Origin of the sequence: Pseudomonas entomophila, from assembly GCF_029193575.1 — a bacterium.
Taxonomy (GTDB): Bacteria; Pseudomonadota; Gammaproteobacteria; order Pseudomonadales; family Pseudomonadaceae; genus Aquipseudomonas; species Aquipseudomonas entomophila_G.
In genome coordinates this window covers 40897-56383 of record NZ_JARGCS010000061.1, presented here as the reverse complement: position 1 = coordinate 56383, position 15487 = coordinate 40897, and the positions used below count along the sequence as shown (strand labels likewise).

Annotated in this window: 15 protein-coding genes; 3 read left to right on the top strand and 12 right to left on the bottom strand. The window is 63.9% G+C overall.

Annotated features, from left to right (window positions below; genetic code table 11):
* Window positions 1-6: 6 nt before the first annotated feature.
* From P0Y43_RS26935 to gcl, 3 genes are all read right to left on the bottom strand, one after another.
* A complete protein-coding gene (locus P0Y43_RS26935; protein WP_275640306.1) occupies window positions 7-903 on the bottom strand; it encodes a 2-hydroxy-3-oxopropionate reductase in 897 nt (298 codons plus the stop codon).
* Between the two features lie 82 nt (window positions 904-985).
* The gene (gene hyi, locus P0Y43_RS26930) at window positions 986-1768 is read right to left on the bottom strand and encodes a hydroxypyruvate isomerase (RefSeq protein WP_275640305.1); all 783 of its coding nucleotides are present in this window, start codon (window positions 1766-1768) and stop codon (window positions 986-988) included.
* Window positions 1769-1818: 50 nt separating this feature from the next.
* Complete coding sequence (gcl, locus tag P0Y43_RS26925; RefSeq protein WP_275640304.1) at window positions 1819-3594, bottom strand: glyoxylate carboligase; 1776 nt, start codon at window positions 3592-3594, stop codon at window positions 1819-1821.
* A gap of 256 nt (window positions 3595-3850) precedes the next feature.
* On the opposite strand from gcl, the gene P0Y43_RS26920 reads away from it, so the two are divergent.
* Window positions 3851-4291: a GlcG/HbpS family heme-binding protein gene (locus tag P0Y43_RS26920; RefSeq protein WP_275640303.1), complete on the top strand. Its 441-nt coding sequence runs from the start codon at window positions 3851-3853 to the stop codon at window positions 4289-4291.
* A 59-nt stretch (window positions 4292-4350) separates the two neighbouring features.
* Here P0Y43_RS26920 and P0Y43_RS26915 read toward each other — a convergent pair whose 3' ends face one another.
* The gene (locus P0Y43_RS26915) at window positions 4351-4962 is read right to left on the bottom strand and encodes a TetR/AcrR family transcriptional regulator (RefSeq protein WP_275640302.1); all 612 of its coding nucleotides are present in this window, start codon (window positions 4960-4962) and stop codon (window positions 4351-4353) included.
* 131 nt (window positions 4963-5093) lie between these two features.
* Here P0Y43_RS26915 and P0Y43_RS26910 point away from each other — a divergent pair, with 131 nt between their 5' ends.
* Window positions 5094-6008: a DUF808 domain-containing protein gene (locus P0Y43_RS26910; protein ID WP_275640301.1), complete on the top strand. Its 915-nt coding sequence runs from the start codon at window positions 5094-5096 to the stop codon at window positions 6006-6008.
* A gap of 125 nt (window positions 6009-6133) precedes the next feature.
* On the opposite strand, the gene P0Y43_RS26905 is transcribed toward P0Y43_RS26910, so the two are convergent.
* The 7 genes from P0Y43_RS26905 to puuE all read right to left on the bottom strand — a co-directional run bounded on the left by P0Y43_RS26905 (window position 6134) and on the right by puuE (window position 13164).
* Window positions 6134-6916, bottom strand: a complete 783-nt coding sequence (locus P0Y43_RS26905; RefSeq protein ID WP_275640300.1) for an outer membrane protein OmpK — start codon at window positions 6914-6916, stop codon at window positions 6134-6136.
* 355 nt (window positions 6917-7271) lie between these two features.
* Complete coding sequence (locus tag P0Y43_RS26900) at window positions 7272-8057, bottom strand: outer membrane protein OmpK (protein ID WP_275640299.1); 786 nt, start codon at window positions 8055-8057, stop codon at window positions 7272-7274.
* A gap of 134 nt (window positions 8058-8191) precedes the next feature.
* Window positions 8192-9547, bottom strand: coding sequence for a nucleobase:cation symporter-2 family protein (locus P0Y43_RS26895; RefSeq protein ID WP_275640298.1), 1356 nt, complete (start codon window positions 9545-9547; stop codon window positions 8192-8194).
* Between the two features lie 196 nt (window positions 9548-9743).
* On the bottom strand, window positions 9744-11066 hold the full coding sequence (locus P0Y43_RS26890; protein WP_275640297.1) for a urate hydroxylase PuuD: 1323 nt from the start codon (window positions 11064-11066) through the stop codon (window positions 9744-9746).
* Window positions 11067-11112: 46 nt separating this feature from the next.
* A complete protein-coding gene (locus P0Y43_RS26885) occupies window positions 11113-11616 on the bottom strand; it encodes an ureidoglycolate lyase (RefSeq protein ID WP_275640296.1) in 504 nt (167 codons plus the stop codon).
* 106 nt (window positions 11617-11722) lie between these two features.
* Window positions 11723-12238, bottom strand: coding sequence for a 2-oxo-4-hydroxy-4-carboxy-5-ureidoimidazoline decarboxylase (gene uraD, locus P0Y43_RS26880; RefSeq protein WP_275640295.1), 516 nt, complete (start codon window positions 12236-12238; stop codon window positions 11723-11725).
* Window positions 12238-13164 (bottom strand): allantoinase PuuE, encoded by a 927-nt coding sequence (gene puuE, locus P0Y43_RS26875; protein WP_275640294.1) that lies wholly within the window; start codon window positions 13162-13164, stop codon window positions 12238-12240. The genes uraD and puuE overlap by 1 nt, the downstream gene beginning before the upstream one ends.
* A gap of 387 nt (window positions 13165-13551) precedes the next feature.
* Here puuE and uraH point away from each other — a divergent pair, with 387 nt between their 5' ends.
* Complete coding sequence (uraH, locus tag P0Y43_RS26870; protein WP_275640293.1) at window positions 13552-13905, top strand: hydroxyisourate hydrolase; 354 nt, start codon at window positions 13552-13554, stop codon at window positions 13903-13905.
* 181 nt (window positions 13906-14086) lie between these two features.
* Here the strand turns inward: uraH and P0Y43_RS26865 are convergent, their stop codons facing one another.
* On the bottom strand, window positions 14087-15436 hold the full coding sequence (locus P0Y43_RS26865) for an NCS2 family permease (protein WP_430540291.1): 1350 nt from the start codon (window positions 15434-15436) through the stop codon (window positions 14087-14089).
* Window positions 15437-15487: the final 51 nt, after the last annotated feature.

The window sequence follows — 15487 nt, the reverse complement described above, 5'->3', positions numbered from 1 at the left end:
GGCGAATCAGGCGTCGTCACCGCGGATCGAGAAGTTGGCCATGTGCTCCAGGCCCTTGATCAGCGCCGAGTGGTCCCAGTTGCCGCCGCCCAGCGCCACGCAGGTGCTGAACACCTGCTGGGCGTTGGAGGTGTTCGGCAGGTTGATGCCCAGTTCCTTGGCCCCTTGCAGCGCCAGGTTCAAATCCTTCTGGTGCAGGTTGATGCGGAAGCCCGGGTCGAAGGTGCCCTTGATCATGCGCTCGGCATGCACTTCGAGGATCTTCGACGAGGCGAAGCCGCCCATCAGCGCCTCGCGCACCTTGGCCGGGTCGGCGCCGTTCTTGGCGGCGAACAGCAGCGCTTCGCCAACGGCCTGGATGTTCAGGGCGACGATGATCTGGTTGGCCACCTTGGCGGTCTGGCCGTCGCCGTTGCCGCCGACGCGGGTGATGTTCTTGCCCATGGACTGGAACAGCGGCAGGGCGCGCTCGAAGGCGTTCGGGCAGCCGCCGACCATGATGCTCAGGGTCGCGGCCTTGGCGCCGACTTCGCCGCCGGAGACCGGGGCGTCGAGGTAGGTGGCGCCGGTGGCCTTGATCTTCTCGGCAAAGGCCTTGGTGGCGGTGGGGGAGATCGAGCTCATGTCGATCACCACCTTGTTCGGGCCCACGCCTTCGGCGACGCCGTTGGCATCGAACAGGACGGCTTCGACCTGCGGGGTGTCGGGGACCATGACGATGATGAACTCGGCCTCCTGGGCAACCTCTTTAGGGGTGGCCAGGGCCACTGCGCCGGCGGCGATCAAGTCCGCCGGGGCGGCGTCGTGGTGGGTGGAAACGAAGATGCTGTGACCTGCCTTTTGCAGGTTCTGGGCCATGGGCTTGCCCATGATGCCGGTGCCGATGAAACCGATTTTAGCCATGAGAATGTGCCTCTCTTCTTATAGGGTGCGCGGACCCTGTGGGAGCGCCGCACCGCCGCTCCTACAGGGGCCGCGGTGTTCGTTAAATTGCGTTATGGGTCTTCAGCCAGCCGAGGCCCGCCTCGGTGGTGGTCTTGGGCTTGTACTCCGCGCCCACCCAGCCCTGGTAGCCGATGCGGTCCAGGTGCTCGAACAGGAAGCGGTAGTTGATCTCGCCCGTGCCCGGCTCGTGGCGGCCGGGGTTGTCGGCCAGCTGGATGTGGTTGATCCGCTCGAGGTTGGCTTCCAGGGTCCGCGCCAGGTCACCTTCCATGATTTGCATGTGGTAGATGTCGTACTGCAGGAACAGGTTGTCGCTGCCCACCTCGGCCTGGATCTCCAGCGCCTGTTTCGTGGTGTTCAGGTAGAAGCCTGGGATGTCGCGGGTATTGATCATTTCCATGACCAGGCGGATGCCCGCGCCCTTTAGCTTCTCTGCGGCGTAGCGCAGGTTGTCGACGAAGGTCTTGCGCACGGTGGCGCAATCCGGGCCCTGCGGGCGGATGCCGGCGAGGGCGTTGACCTGGGTGTTGCCCAGCACCTTGGCGTATTCGATGGCCTTGTCGACACCGGCGCGGAATTCCTCGACGCGGTCGGGGTGGCAGGTGATGCCGCGCTCACCCTTGGCCCAGTCGCCAGCGGGCAGGTTGAACAGCACCTGGGTCAGGCCGTGGGCGTCGAGCTGCTGCTTGATCTGGGCAGCGCTGTAGTCGTACGGGAAGAGGTATTCGACACCGCTGAAACCGGCGTCGGCGGCGGCCTTGAAGCGAGCGAGGAAGTCCTGCTCGGTGAACAGCATGGACAGGTTGGCGGCGAAGCGAGGCATGGGAGTCTCCTTGCATTGAATGCCCCCACGCACGCGGGGGCGTCAGGCGATCAGTCCAGCAGCGAGATGGCAGTCGGCGCGTCGTTGCCGACCAACGCCAGGTCTTCGAATTCGTTGACCGCGTTGATCTCGGTGCCCATGGAAATGTTGGTGACACGCTCGAGAATGACCTCGACCACCACCGGTACGCGGAACGCCTCGGCCATCTGCTGCGCCTTGAGCAGGGCAGGGGCGATGTCGCCGGGCTCGAACACCCGCAGCGCCTTGCAACCCAGGCCCTCGACCACGGCGACGTGGTCGACGCCGTAGTTGCCGGCTTCGGTGGCGTTGATGTTCTCGAACGCCAGTTGTACACAGTAATCCATGTCGAAGCCACGCTGCGCCTGGCGGATCAGGCCCAGGTAGGCGTTGTTCACCAGCACATGGACGTAGGGCAGGTTGAACTGCGCGCCCACCGCCAGCTCTTCGATCATGAACTGGAAGTCGTAGTCACCGGACAGCGCGACGACTTTGCGTTTCGGGTCGGCCTTGACCACGCCCAGCGCTGCCGGGATGGTCCAGCCCAGCGGGCCGGCCTGGCCGCAGTTGATCCAGTGGCGTGGCTTGTACACGTGCAGGAACTGCGCACCGGCGATCTGCGACAGGCCGATGGTGCTGACGTAGCAGGTGTCCTTGCCGAACACCTGGTTCATCTCTTCGTACACGCGCTGCGGCTTGACCGGCACGTTGTCGAAATGGGTCTTGCGCTGCAGGCTCGCCTTGCGCTGCTGGCAGTCTTCCAGCCAGGCCTTGCGGCACTTGAGCTTGCCGGCGGCCTGCCACTCGCGGGCGACTTCCAGGAACACCTCCAGGGCGGCGCCGGCGTCGGAGACGATGCCCAGGTCCGGGGTGAACACACGGCCGATCTGGGTCGGTTCGATGTCCACGTGCACGAACTTGCGGCCTTCGGTGTAGACCTCGACGGAGCCAGTGTGGCGGTTGGCCCAGCGGTTGCCGATGCCGAACACCAGGTCGGACTTGAGCAGGGTGGCGTTGCCATAGCGATGCGAGGTTTGCAGGCCGACCATGCCGACCATTTGCGGATGGTCGTCGGGGAGGGTGCCCCAGCCCATCAGGGTCGGGATCACCGGCACGCCGGTCAGTTCGGCGAATTCGACCAGCTTGTCGCTGGCGTCGGCGTTGATGATGCCGCCACCGGCCACCAGCAGCGGGCGCTCGGCGGCGTTGAGCAGGGCCAGGGCTTTTTCGGCCTGCACGCGGCTGGCCTGGGGCTTGTGCACCGGCAGCGGCGCGTAGGCGTCGATGTCGAACTCGATCTCGGCCATCTGCACGTCGAATGGCAGGTCGATCAGCACCGGGCCCGGGCGGCCGCTGCGCATTTCAAAGAAGGCCTTCTGGAAGGCGTAGGGCACCTGGCCCGGCTCCAGCACGGTGGTGGCCCACTTGGTCACTGGCTTGACGATGCTGGTGATGTCGACAGCCTGGAAGTCTTCCTTGTGCAGGCGGGCGCGCGGCGCTTGGCCGGTGATGCAGAGGATCGGGATGGAGTCGGCAGAGGCGCTGTACAGGCCGGTGACCATGTCGGTGCCGGCCGGGCCCGAGGTGCCGATGCACACGCCGATGTTGCCCGGGTTGGCGCGGGTATAGCCCTCGGCCATGTGCGAGGCGCCTTCGACGTGACGAGCGAGGACATGATCGATGCCACCGACTTTCTTCAGGGCCGAGTACAGCGGGTTGATGGCGGCCCCGGGAATGCCGAATGCAGTCTCTACACCTTCACGGCGCATGACCAGAACGGCTGCATCGATTGCTCTCATTTTGCTCATGATTTGTGCCTCATCGATTTTGTAATTGTATACAACTTGATTTTCGCCAGAGTGTATTCACGCTCTGCGGCTCAGGTCAATGCATTTCATCGGAGGAGATGGCTTTCGCTGTGAGCCCCTAGAAAAGGGCAGTCTGTCGGGTGGTGCGTAACTGAACAAAAATGTTGTATACAAAAAATAACTACGTTGTGTTCTATTGTTCTGTCGTTTTCAACCTGCCCTCAGGGCTTCTCACAACAAGAAGAGGACCTTTTCCATGAACGCATTGACCTTGAAAGTCGCTGTCAGCCTGGTGAACGCGGCGCTGGCGGCGGGGCGCAAGATCGACGCCGCGCCCTTGACCGTGGCGGTGCTCGATGCCGGCGGGCACCTGTTGGCCTTGCAGCGTGAGGATGGCGCCAGCCTGCTGCGGCCGCAGGTGGCCACGGGCAAGGCCTGGGGGGCTATCGCCCTGGGCAAGGGCTCGCGCCTGCTGGCGCTGGATGCGCAGCAGCGGCCGGCGTTCTTCGCGGCGTTGAACGGGTTGGGCGAGCGGCCGGTGGTGCCGGCGCCGGGTGGGGTGCTGGTGCGCGATCAGGATGGCAAGGTGCTGGGTGCGGTGGGGATCAGCGGGGATACGTCGGATATCGACGAGCAGTGCGCAATCAGCGCCATCGAGGCGCTTGGGTTGATGGCGGATGCTGGGGTGGCTGCCTGACGAGGGGTTTCAATACCGGCCTCGTCGCGGGCTTGCCCCGCGATGAGGCCCGCCCAAACTCAGGCCACTTCCGGCTCACACCCCTTGAGCACCAGGCGGATGATGGTCTCGGCCGCCGCGTCATAGTCACTTTCGGCCAGCTTGGCCTTGCCGGTGACCACCGCGATCTGCCAGTCGAAATCGGCGTAGGTCTGGGTCGCCGCCCAGATGCTGAACATCAGGTGGTGCGGGTCGACCGGGGCGATCAGCCCGCGGTCGATCCAGCGCTGGATGCACTCGATGTTGTGCCGCGCCTGCTCGTTCAACTGCTGCACCTGGTTGGACGAGAGGTGCGGGGCGCCGTGCATGATCTCGCTGGCGAACACCTTGGAGGCATGCGGCAGGTCGCGGGAAATGCGGATCTTCGAGCGGATGTAGCCGCTGAGCACGTCCTTGGGGTCGCCCTCGGCATTGAACGGCGTGGAGGCCTGCATGATCGGCGCGATGATGCTTTCCAGCACTTCGCGGTAGAGGTTTTCCTTCGACTTGAAGTAGTAGTAGACGTTGGGCTTGGGCAGGCCAGCCTTGGCGGCGATGTCGCTGGTCTTGGTGGCGGCGAAGCCCTTGTCGGCGAATTCCTCGCTGGCCGCGCGCAGGATCAGCTCCTTGTTGCGCTCGCGAATCGTGCTCATGGTCTGCGGATCTTCCTCGTGTCTGGTCGCTTGTGGAGCGATCGGGCATGGTAGCACCGGCCCGGACGGCGGCTCAAGGCGGCGACTTTGCGCTAGAATTCGACCCTCCAACCCACGGGAAACAGGCAAACATGGCAGGAAGCAGTCTACTGGTGCTGATCGACGATATCGCCACGGTGCTGGACGATGTCTCGGTGATGACCAAGGTCGCGGCGAAGAAGACCGCAGGGGTGCTGGGCGATGACCTGGCGCTGAACGCCCAGCAGGTCACCGGCGTGCGCGCCGAGCGGGAGATCCCGGTGGTGTGGGCGGTGGCCAAGGGCTCGTTCGTCAACAAACTGATCCTGGTGCCGGCGGCACTGTTGATCAGCGCGTTCATACCCTGGGCGGTGGTACCGCTGCTGATGCTGGGCGGCGCCTACCTGTGCTTCGAGGGCTTCGAGAAGCTGGCGCACAAGTTCCTGCACAGCCAGGAAGAGGACGCCGCCGAACACAGCGCGCGGGCCGAGGCGGTGGCCGACCCGGCCGTCGACCTGGTGGCTTATGAGAAGACCAAGATCAAGGGCGCGGTGCGCACCGACTTCATCCTGTCGGCGGAAATCATCGCCATCACCCTCGGCACCGTGGCCGATGCGCCACTGACCCAGCAGATCATCGTGCTGTCGGGCATCGCCATCGTCATGACCATCGGCGTGTATGGGCTGGTGGGGGGCATCGTCAAGCTCGATGACCTGGGCTTGTGGTTGACGAAGAAGGGCTCGGGGCTGGCGCGGGGGATCGGCAACGGCATCCTGCGGGCGGCGCCGTACATGATGAAGAGCCTGTCGGTGATCGGCACCGCGGCGATGTTCCTGGTCGGCGGCGGGATCCTGGTGCATGGCATCGAACCGTTGCATCACGCGATCGAAGCGTTCAGTGCCGGGCGCGGCGGTGCGCTGACCGGGGCGCTGCTCAATGGCCTGGCGGGTGTGGTGGCCGGGGCGGTGGTGCTGGCGGTGGTGGGCCTGGCCGGGAAGGTGTGGCGGGTGTTGCGGCCGGCGGCTTGATCGCTGGGGGGGGGCCGGGGCAGAACCCCGGATCGCGGGGCAAGCCCGCGCCTACAGGTATTGCGCTGAACCTGTAGGAGCGGGCCTGTCCCGCGATTGGGCTGCACAGCAGCCCCCGCCTCAACTCAGAAATGCACCTTGACCAGGAGGCTTGCGGTGTTCTGGTCGGTGGTGAACGCATCGCTGTCCTTGATGCCGTACTTGTTCTTCCAGTAGTCGTACTCGAAGCCCACGTACAACTGCTTCTCACCCAGGTGCAACGCCTTGCCCAGGTCGTACTTGACCTGTGGGTTGAAGTGCAGGTTGGCCTGGTAGGTGCCGCGACGGTTCTCGTCGTTGTCCACCACCCAGTCCATGAACCCATCGATCAGGATGTCGGACGAACCCACCGGGATGGTGTACGACCACACCGGGGTGATCTGCCAGACATTGTCACCTGGGCGGCTGCCGTCGGTGGTGCGCTGGTAGAAGTTCAACTGGAAGTAGTCGAAGCCAGGGATGTCCAGGTCGAAGCCTGGGCCGATCAGGTATGACTCGGTATCCCCCTCGCCGAACTCGTAGGTCATCGCCAGCAGCACGTCCTTGACCGGGCCGAAGGCCAGTTTCTGGTCGAAGATCTTGCCGAACGACAGGCGCGGGCTGATTTCGCCGTAGTAGGTGTTCGGACCGTTGTTGGCGTCCTTCTTGCCCTGGTAGAAGATCTTGTCGACGAAGATGAAGTTGTCGCCGTACTTCCACGCATCGGCGTGCTCGAAGGTCACGGTTTGCTGGATCTCGGGGTTGACCTTGAAGTTCTTGCCCCACAGGTAGGTCAGGCTGTTGTTCTGCCATTGCAGCAGGTCGCCGGCGAAGGTGGTGCCGCAGGCCAGCAGGCCGCCGGCGAGGATCAGGCTGTTGATGGTACGCATTGCTCAAGTCGCTCCCTTTGATTGGATCAGTCGTCAGCGCTCGTGGTGGCGCTTTTGTTGTCTTTAAAGTCAGCTTTTTTCGATTGGCCACAGCTGTTTGGCAAGAGCTGCGCCAACTTTTCCGGGTTGGTCACAACCATCCTGCTCGACGTCTTTCTGAACGGATGAAAAGGGTGTTTCAGGCTGCCAACACGTTGGCCAACCGCCCGTATTCATTGACTGAGCGGTCAGTAAACGCGGGCCGGATCCGTCCGGCCCTGATCGAGGGGGCGCGCAGATTACTCACTTGCGCGCCGGTCCTCAAGTGCTCCGTCCTGGAGCACCGTGCTGCAAAATTGGTCGTTCGGTCAGGTTTTCAGAAGTGCACTTTCACCAGGGCGCTGAACACGTTCTGGTTGCTCTGCACGTTGCCTCGGCTGTCGATGCCGTACTTGTCTTTCCAGTAGCTGTACTCGAAGCCCACGTACAGTTGCTTGGCCCCCAGGTTCAGGGCCTTGCCCAGGTCGTACTTGACCTGCGGGTTGAACTGCAGGTTGGCGTGGTAGGTGCCACGGCGGGTCTGGTCGTTGTCCACCACCCAGTCCATGTAGCCGTCGATGAGGACATCGGACTTGCCTGCCGGGAGGGTGTAGGAGAATGCCGGGGTGATCTGCCAGACGTTGTCACCGGGGCGGCTGCCTTCGGTGTTGCGCAGGTAGACGTTCAGGGTGAAGTAGTTGAAGCCGGGAACGTTCAGGTCGAAGCCAGGACCAATCAGGTAAGCCTCGTTGTCGCCCTCGCCGCGCTCGTAGGTCATCGCCAGCAGCACGTCCTTGATCGGGCCGAAGGCGAATGACTTGCCGGTGATCTTGCCCAGCGACAGGCGCGGGCTGAATTCGCCGTAGTAGGTGGTCACGCCTTTGCCCGGGTCGGCCTTGCCGTTGTAGAAGATCTTGTCGACGAACAGGAACGTGTCGCCGTACTTCCACTTGTTGGCGTGCTCGAAGGTGAGGGTCTGCTGGATGTCGGGGTTGACCTTGAAATCCTTGCCGTACAGGTAGGTCAGGCTTTCGCCGTGCCATTGCAGCCATTCGCCGGCAGTGGCGGGGAGGGTGGCCAGCAAGCTGCTGCCCAGCAGCAGGGTTGATGCGACGCGCTTCATGTTGTGATTCCCGGACTTATTGTTTTTGTTGGGTTTTTTCGGCGCGCAGGCGCCCCGAGCGGCCCATTCCGGCGGGCCGACGGCACAAGGGTGAAGGTGAGCAACAGGGCGGCAAGAGCGCCGCCCTTTGTGCCTCAGTGGCCGTGGCAGGCGGCGTTGTGCGCCGCGCGTTCCTTGCCGCCGAGGATGTTGAACAGCAGGTTCAGCACCAGGGCGCTGAGCGTGGCCATGGCGATGCCGCTATGGGTGATCGGCTCCATCCAGTGCGGCATCTGCGAGAAGAACTCCGGCTTGACCACCGGGATCAAGCCGAAACCGACGCTGACCGCCACCAGCAACTGGTTGCGACGGTCGGCGATGTCCGCTTCCTGGAGAATCTTGATCCCGGTGGCGGTGACCATGCCGAACATGGCGATGGACGCCCCGCCCAGCACTGCGGGCGGGATCGAGGCGATCAGGAAGGCCGCCTTGGGCAGCAGGCTGAGCAGGATCAGCAGCCCGCCGGCCACCACGGTGACGTAGCGGCAGCGTACCCCGGTCATCTGCACCAGGCCGATGTTCTGGGCGAACGAGGAGTGGGTGAAGGTGTTGAAGAAACCGGCGACGAACGAGGCGCCGGCATCGCACAGCAAGCCACGGCGCAGCATGCCCGGGGTGACCTCGCGGTCGGTGACCTTGCCCAGGGCCAGGAACATGCCGGTGGACTCGACGAAGATGATCACCACCACCAGGCACATGGAGAGGATCGGCGCCAGGCTGAAGGTCGGCATGCCGAAGTGCAGCGGGGTGACCACCTGCAACCATGGCGCCTCGCCCAGCCCCGAGAGGTCGACCATGCCGATGGCGCCGGCCAGGAGGTAGCCCAGGCCCATGCCCACCAGCACCGACACGTTGACCCAGAAGCCACGCATGAAACGGTTGATCAGCAGGATCACCGCCAGCACCAGGCCGGCGACCATCAGGTAGATCGGCGAGCCGAAGGTGCTGGCGTCCTGGCCGCCGCCGGCCCAGTTGACCGCGACTGGGAACAGCGACAGGCCGATGGAGGTGATCACCGTGCCGGTGACCAGCGGCGGGAAGAAGCGCACCACCTTGGACATGAACGGCGCGATCAGCATGCCGAAGAACCCGGCGGCGATGGTCGCGCCGAAGATCCCTTGCAGGCCCACGCCGGGCATGCCGGCCATGGCCACCATGCTGCCGACCGCGGCGAAGCTGGCGCCCATCATCACTGGCATGCGGATGCCCACCGGGCCGATGCCGAACGACTGGATGAGGGTGGCGACGCCGGCGACCAGCAGGTCGGCGTTGATCAGGAAGGCGACTTCTTCTCGGGACAACCCAGCGGCCTGGCCGATGATCAGCGGCACGGCGATAGCGCCGCCGTACATCAGCAGGACGTGTTGCAGGCCCACCAGGATCAGCTGGAACAAGGGCAGGGGCTGTCGTGGCGGCGCAACGGGGATGTACGCCTTGGGTGACTCGGACATGCAGCACCTCGAGTTTTGTTTTTATTCTCGGATCCAAGCGCGCGGCCTCGGGCGGCGGGCCCTTTGAATGAAGGGCCCGGGGTTCCCGCCTGGGGCGCACGCTCGATGCTTGCTTGTTGCGGTGTTTCCTTGGAGTCGAGGCCGGCCATGCCGGCCTCATCGCGGGGCAAGCCCGCTCCCACAGGGTGGGGTGCTGTCAGTTGACCGGGGCGCCCTTGGCGATCCAGTCACCGACCAGCTTGCGTTCCTCGACGGTCATCTGGGTGATGTTGCCCAACGGCATGATCTGGCTGGCGACGGCCTGCGCCTGGATGCGCGCGGCCTGGGCCTGGATCTGCTGCGGGGTGTCGAAGGTCACGCCGCCCGGGGCGGTGCTGAACAGCGGGCTGGTCGGCTTGGCCGAATGGCACACGGTGCAGCGTTCCTGGATGACGCTGTGGATCTTCTCGAAGTTGCCCGGGGCGGCCTGGGCCACTGCCTGTGCCTCGGCCGGGGCGGTTGGGGCTTCGACGGCCTTGGTGGCTTGCTCGGCACGTAGCTCGGCAGCGGTCTTGCCACCCACGGCGCTGGCCGGCAGCGGCTGGTACTCGACCTTCGCGGCGGCCTGCTCGGGGGCGGTTGGCAGCGGCTTCGGGCCGGTCACGTAGGCCAGGCAGATCATCGCCAGGGCGCCGACGGGCAGGGCCCAGGCGTACTTGTTGCTGTCGTGGCGGGTGTTGAAGTAGTGACGGATCAGCACCGCGGCCACCGCGATCCCGGCCAGGATCAGCCAGTTGTACTGGCTGCCGTAGGTGCTCGGGAAGTGGTTGCTGATCATGATGAACAGCACCGGCAGGGTGAAGTAGTTGTTGTGGCGCGAACGCAGCAGGCCCTTGGCCGGCAGCACCGGGTCGGGGGTTTCGTTCTTCTCGATCGCCGCCACCAGCTGGCGCTGGGCCGGCATGATGATGCGGAACACGTTGCCGACCATGATGGTGCCGATGATCGCGCCGGTGTGCAGGTAGGCGCCACGGCCGCTGAACACCAGGCTGAAGCCCCAGCAGGCGGCGATGATCAGCACGAACAGCACGCCGCCGAGCAGGGCGGGTTTCTTGCCCAGGGGCGAGTCGCAGAGGACGTCGTAGATGAACCAGCCGGCGACCAGCGAGCCGATGCCGATGGCCACGCCCTCGGCACCGCTCAGGTTGCTGCCGGGGGCCAGCAGGTACAGGGTCGGGTTCCAGTAGAACACCACGCACAGCAGGGCGATGCCCGACATCCAGGTGAAGTAGGCTTCCCATTTGAACCAGTGCAGGTTCTCGGGCATCTTCGGTGGCGCCAGCTTGTACTTCTCCAGGTGGTAGATACCACCGCCGTGGATGGCCCAGAGGTCACCCGACAGCCCCTCGCGCGGGTTGCTCCGGTTGAGGTTGTTTTCCAGCCAGACGAAGTAGAACGATGCACCGATCCAGGCGACACCGGTGATCATGTGAACCCAGCGAATGCTCAGGTTCAGCCATTCGTGAAGGTGTGCTTCCACAGTATGTACCTCTGCCGACCACCTGGTTCGGATGGTCGACCTTTTCTTATTGGTGGGGATTGAGGATCAGCATCTGTTCCTCGGTGAAGTAATGCTCATCGCAGTTGTTGCCGGAACCACTGCGATCAACCACCAGGAAGTCATCCCGCTTTTCGATCGTCAGCACCGGGTGGTGCCAAACGCCGCGATGGTAATTAACGCCCTGCCTGCCATTACTGCGGAAGGCTCGGACCAAGCCTGATACAGGTGCATCGCCAACAGGCGCGACCACGATCAGAAAGGGGTTGCCGAGCAGCGGGATGAAAGCCTGGCTGCCCAGCGGGTGGCGCTCCAGCATGCGTACGGTCAGTGGCATCTCCAGGGCGTCGGCGCGGAAGATGCTGATGATCGCCTTGTCTTCAGGCTCGGCGGTTTCGACCGTGGCGAGCTTGTGGAAGCGCATGGTCGAGCCGTTGTTGATCATGAAGTGGGCGCTGCCATCGGTTTCGATCACGTCACCGAACGGGGCGAAGGCTTCTTTGGTCAGGGGCTCGATCATCAGGGTACGCATGCGGTTATCTCTTCTAGGTTCGTTGTTCTTCAATAGGGTGGACCTGGTCACGGCAGGCCCTGGGTGCGGTCGCGTCACGCACTCGGGCCAGTTCCGGGTTCGGTCCTCAAAGCTGCAGCAGGCGGAACAGGGCGATCAAGTTGATCTGCGCCAGGGCTTCCTTGAATTCGGCATCGACGTCGTTGTGGATGCGTTTTTCGAAGGCGGCGAGGATCTGGTGCCGGTTGCTGCCCTTGACCGCCATGATGAACGGAAACTGGAACTTTGCCTTGTAGGCGTCGTTGAGCTCGGTGAAACGGGCGAACTCTTCGGCGGTGCACTGGTGGATACCGGCGCCGGCCTGTTCGTGGGTGCTCGATTCGGTCAGCTCGCCCTGGATCGCCGCCTTGCCGGCCAGGTCCGGGTGGGCGTTGATCAACGCCAGTTGCTCGGCGTGGCTGGCGCTGAGGAGCAGGTCGCTCATGCGCTGGTGCAGCGCCTCGATCTCGTCCAGCTCGGCCAGGTTGCCCAGGTCATAGGCTTTTTCGGCGACCCACGGTGAATGCTCGTAGATGTCGGCGAAGGCCGCGACGAAGGCGTCGCGGCTCAGGGTCGAGGGCTTGAGGGTGTTGAAGGCGGTCATCAGGCGTTCTCTTTCTGGTACGGATGGGTGGCGTGCCAGTGGCGGGCGATGTCCGCGCGACGGGCGAACCAGACCTGGTCGTGGCCCTTGGCGTAGTCGATGAAGCGCTTGAGCGCGGCCAGGCGCGCCGGGCGGCCGACCAGGCGGCAGTGCAGGCCGATGGAGAGCATCTTCGGTGCCTCGGCGCCTTCTTCGTAGAGCACGTCGAAGGCGTCCTTGAGGTACTGGAAGAACTGCTCGCCGCAGTTGAAGCCCTGCACCTGGGTGAAGCGCATGTCGTTGGTGTCCAGGGTGTAGGGGATCACCAGGTGCGGCTTGTCGGTGGGGTTGTTCGGTTCCCAGTAGGGCAGGTCGTCGTCGTAGGTGTCGCTGTCGTAGAGGAAGCCGCCTTCCTCCATCACCAGGCGCCGGGTATTCGGGCCGGTGCGGCCGGTGTACCAGCCGACCGGGCGCTCGCCGGTCAGTTCGGTGAGGATGCGGATGGCCTCGAGCATGTGCTCGCGCTCCTGGGCCTCGTCCATGTTCTGGTAGTCGATCCAGCGGTAGCCGTGGCTGCAGATCTCGTGGCCGGCCTCGACCATGGCGCGGATCACCTCGGGGTGGCGCTGGGCGGCCATGGCCACGGCGAACACGGTCAGTGGCACGCCGCTGTCCTTGAACAGCTTGAGCAGGCGCCAGACACCGGCGCGGCTGCCGTATTCGTAGAGCGACTCCATGCACATGTTGCGCTGACCCTGCAGGGGCTGGGCGGCGACCATTTCGGAGAGGAAGGCTTCGGACTCCTTGTCGCCGTGCAGGATGTTGCGTTCGCCGCCTTCTTCGTAGTTGAGGACGAAAGACAGGGCGATGCGGGCATTGCCCGGCCAGCGCGGGTGAGGAGGGTTGTTGCCGTAACCGATCAGGTCGCGTGGGTAGTCAGCGCTCACTGCAGTCTTCCTTCTTGTACGTTAGTGCGGGTGGTGGGCGAACCGCGTCGAGATGTCGCACGCACCGGATGGGCTGATTGTATACAACTTTTGAAACCGTTTGTAAGCCTGTTTTTCCGCATTTCTTCCCTTTTGTCGGCGCTGAAGGCACTGCAAGAAACCTGCCTGCTTGGTCAGCTAATGGAGTTGATGTTGGCTCAGGGCCTGCATTTCGACTGAGGGTGCATGTGCAGGGTGCGGCAAATGCGCGCCAGAGAAGGGTTTAGAAAATTGTGTACAATTTATTGTGAAAGTGTCTTAATGCTCCCATCCCCGGATGCGGCATGCACCGCCGTGGTGCCTGCCGTGTATTTTCTGCCCACGATTAGCACAAGAGGCGACACGCACATGGGACGTTTGACCACACACGTACTGGATGCCGCGCATGGCTGCCCGGGCAGCTCGATCAAGGTCGAGCTGTACCGTGTCGAAGGCCAGCAGCTGGAGCTGGTGAACACTGCCCTGACCAACAGCGATGGCCGCGTCGACGCGCCGCTGCTGCAGGGCGACGACTACCGTACCGGGGTCTACCAGTTGCAGTTCAGCGCAGGCGACTACTACCGTGCCCGGGGCGTGCAACTGCCGGACCAGGCGTTCCTGGACGTGGTGGTGCTGCGCTTTGGCATCGACGAGGGGCAGGAGCACTACCACGTACCGCTGCTGATCTCGCCTTACAGTTATTCGACCTATCGTGGAAGCTAGTTGGTCGCTAGAAGAATCTTCGTAGGTCCTTGCCCGCTATCACACTGGCGGGCTTTTTTTTGTCTGGCGTTTTTGTCGGGTTGTGCCGGCCCTATCGCGGGACAACCCCCGAAAAACCGAGGCACAAAAAAAGGCTGCGCACTTGCGCAGCCCCTGTAACCACCGGCGCCAGACGGCCGGATCAGAGAAACACGAACTTGGCGATGAAGATCACGCACAGCACCCACAGGCTCGCCGAGATTTCCTTGTATTTACCGGTCCCTGCCTTCAACGCCACGTAGCTGATGAAGCCCAAGGCAATACCGTCCGCCACCGAGAAGGTCAGCGGCATCATGATCACCGTGACGATCGCCGGAATGCTGTCGGTGGCCTCGTCCCAGTTGATGTGCGCCATGCTGCCCATCATCAGCATCGCCACGTAGATCAGCGCGCCGGCGGTGGCGTAGGCGGGGATCATTCCGGCCAGCGGGGCGAAGAACATCGCCGCGACGAACAGCAGCCCTACCACCACGGCGGTCAGGCCGGTGCGCCCGCCCGCTGCCACGCCTGCGGCACTCTCTACATAGCTGGTCACCGGCGGCACGCCCACCGCCGCACCGAACACGCTGGAGGCGCTGTCGGCCTTCAGCGCGCGCGACAGGTTCTCGATGCGCCCGTCCGGCGCCACCAGGTTGGCGCGCTGGGCCACGCCCATCAAGGTGCCGGCGGTGTCGAACATATGCACGAAGAGGAACGCCAGCACCACGCTGATCATACTGACGTTGAACACCCCGGCCACGTCCATGGCCATCCAGGTCGGCGCCAGGCTCGGTGGCATCGACAGCACGCCGCCGAACTGCACCAGCCCCAGGCCCCAGCCGGCGAGGGTGACGCCGATGATGCTGATCAGAATCGCGCCGAACACTCGGTGGTAGCTCAGCACCGCGATCAGCAGGAAGCACACCGCTGCCAGCAACGGGCCAGGTTCGTGCAGCGAGCCGAGCTTGATCAGCGTGGCCGGGCTGTCGACCACGATCCCCGCGGTTTTAAGGCCGATCAGTCCGAGAAACAGTCCGACGCCGGCCCCCATGGCATGCCGCAGGCTCACCGGGATGCTGTTGAGCAGCCACTCGCGCACCCGCGACAAGGTCAGGAACATGAACAGCACGCCCGAGACGAATACCGCGCCCAGTGCCGCTTCCCAGGTGTAGCCCATGGTGCCGACCACGGTATAGGTGAAGAAGGCATTGAGCCCCATGCCCGGCGCCAGGCCCACCGGCCAGTTGGCGTACAGGCCCATCAGCAGGCAGCCCAGGGCGGCGGCGATGCAGGTGGCGACGAACGCCGCGCCGTGATCGATGCCGGCGTCGGCCATGATGTTGGGGTTGACGAAGATGATGTAGGCCATGGTGATGAACGTCGTCACCCCGGCGATCAGCTCGGTCCTGACGGTGGTGCCATGTCGCTTGAGTTTGAAAATCCGCTCCAGCCAGCTCGTTTCGAGCGGTGGGGCGAGATCCAGCGTAGGGGCGTCGGATTTGCGGCTTTCCACAGCGAGTACTCCTCAAGTCTTTCTTGTTGTTCGAAGCCTGGTTCCTGCGCA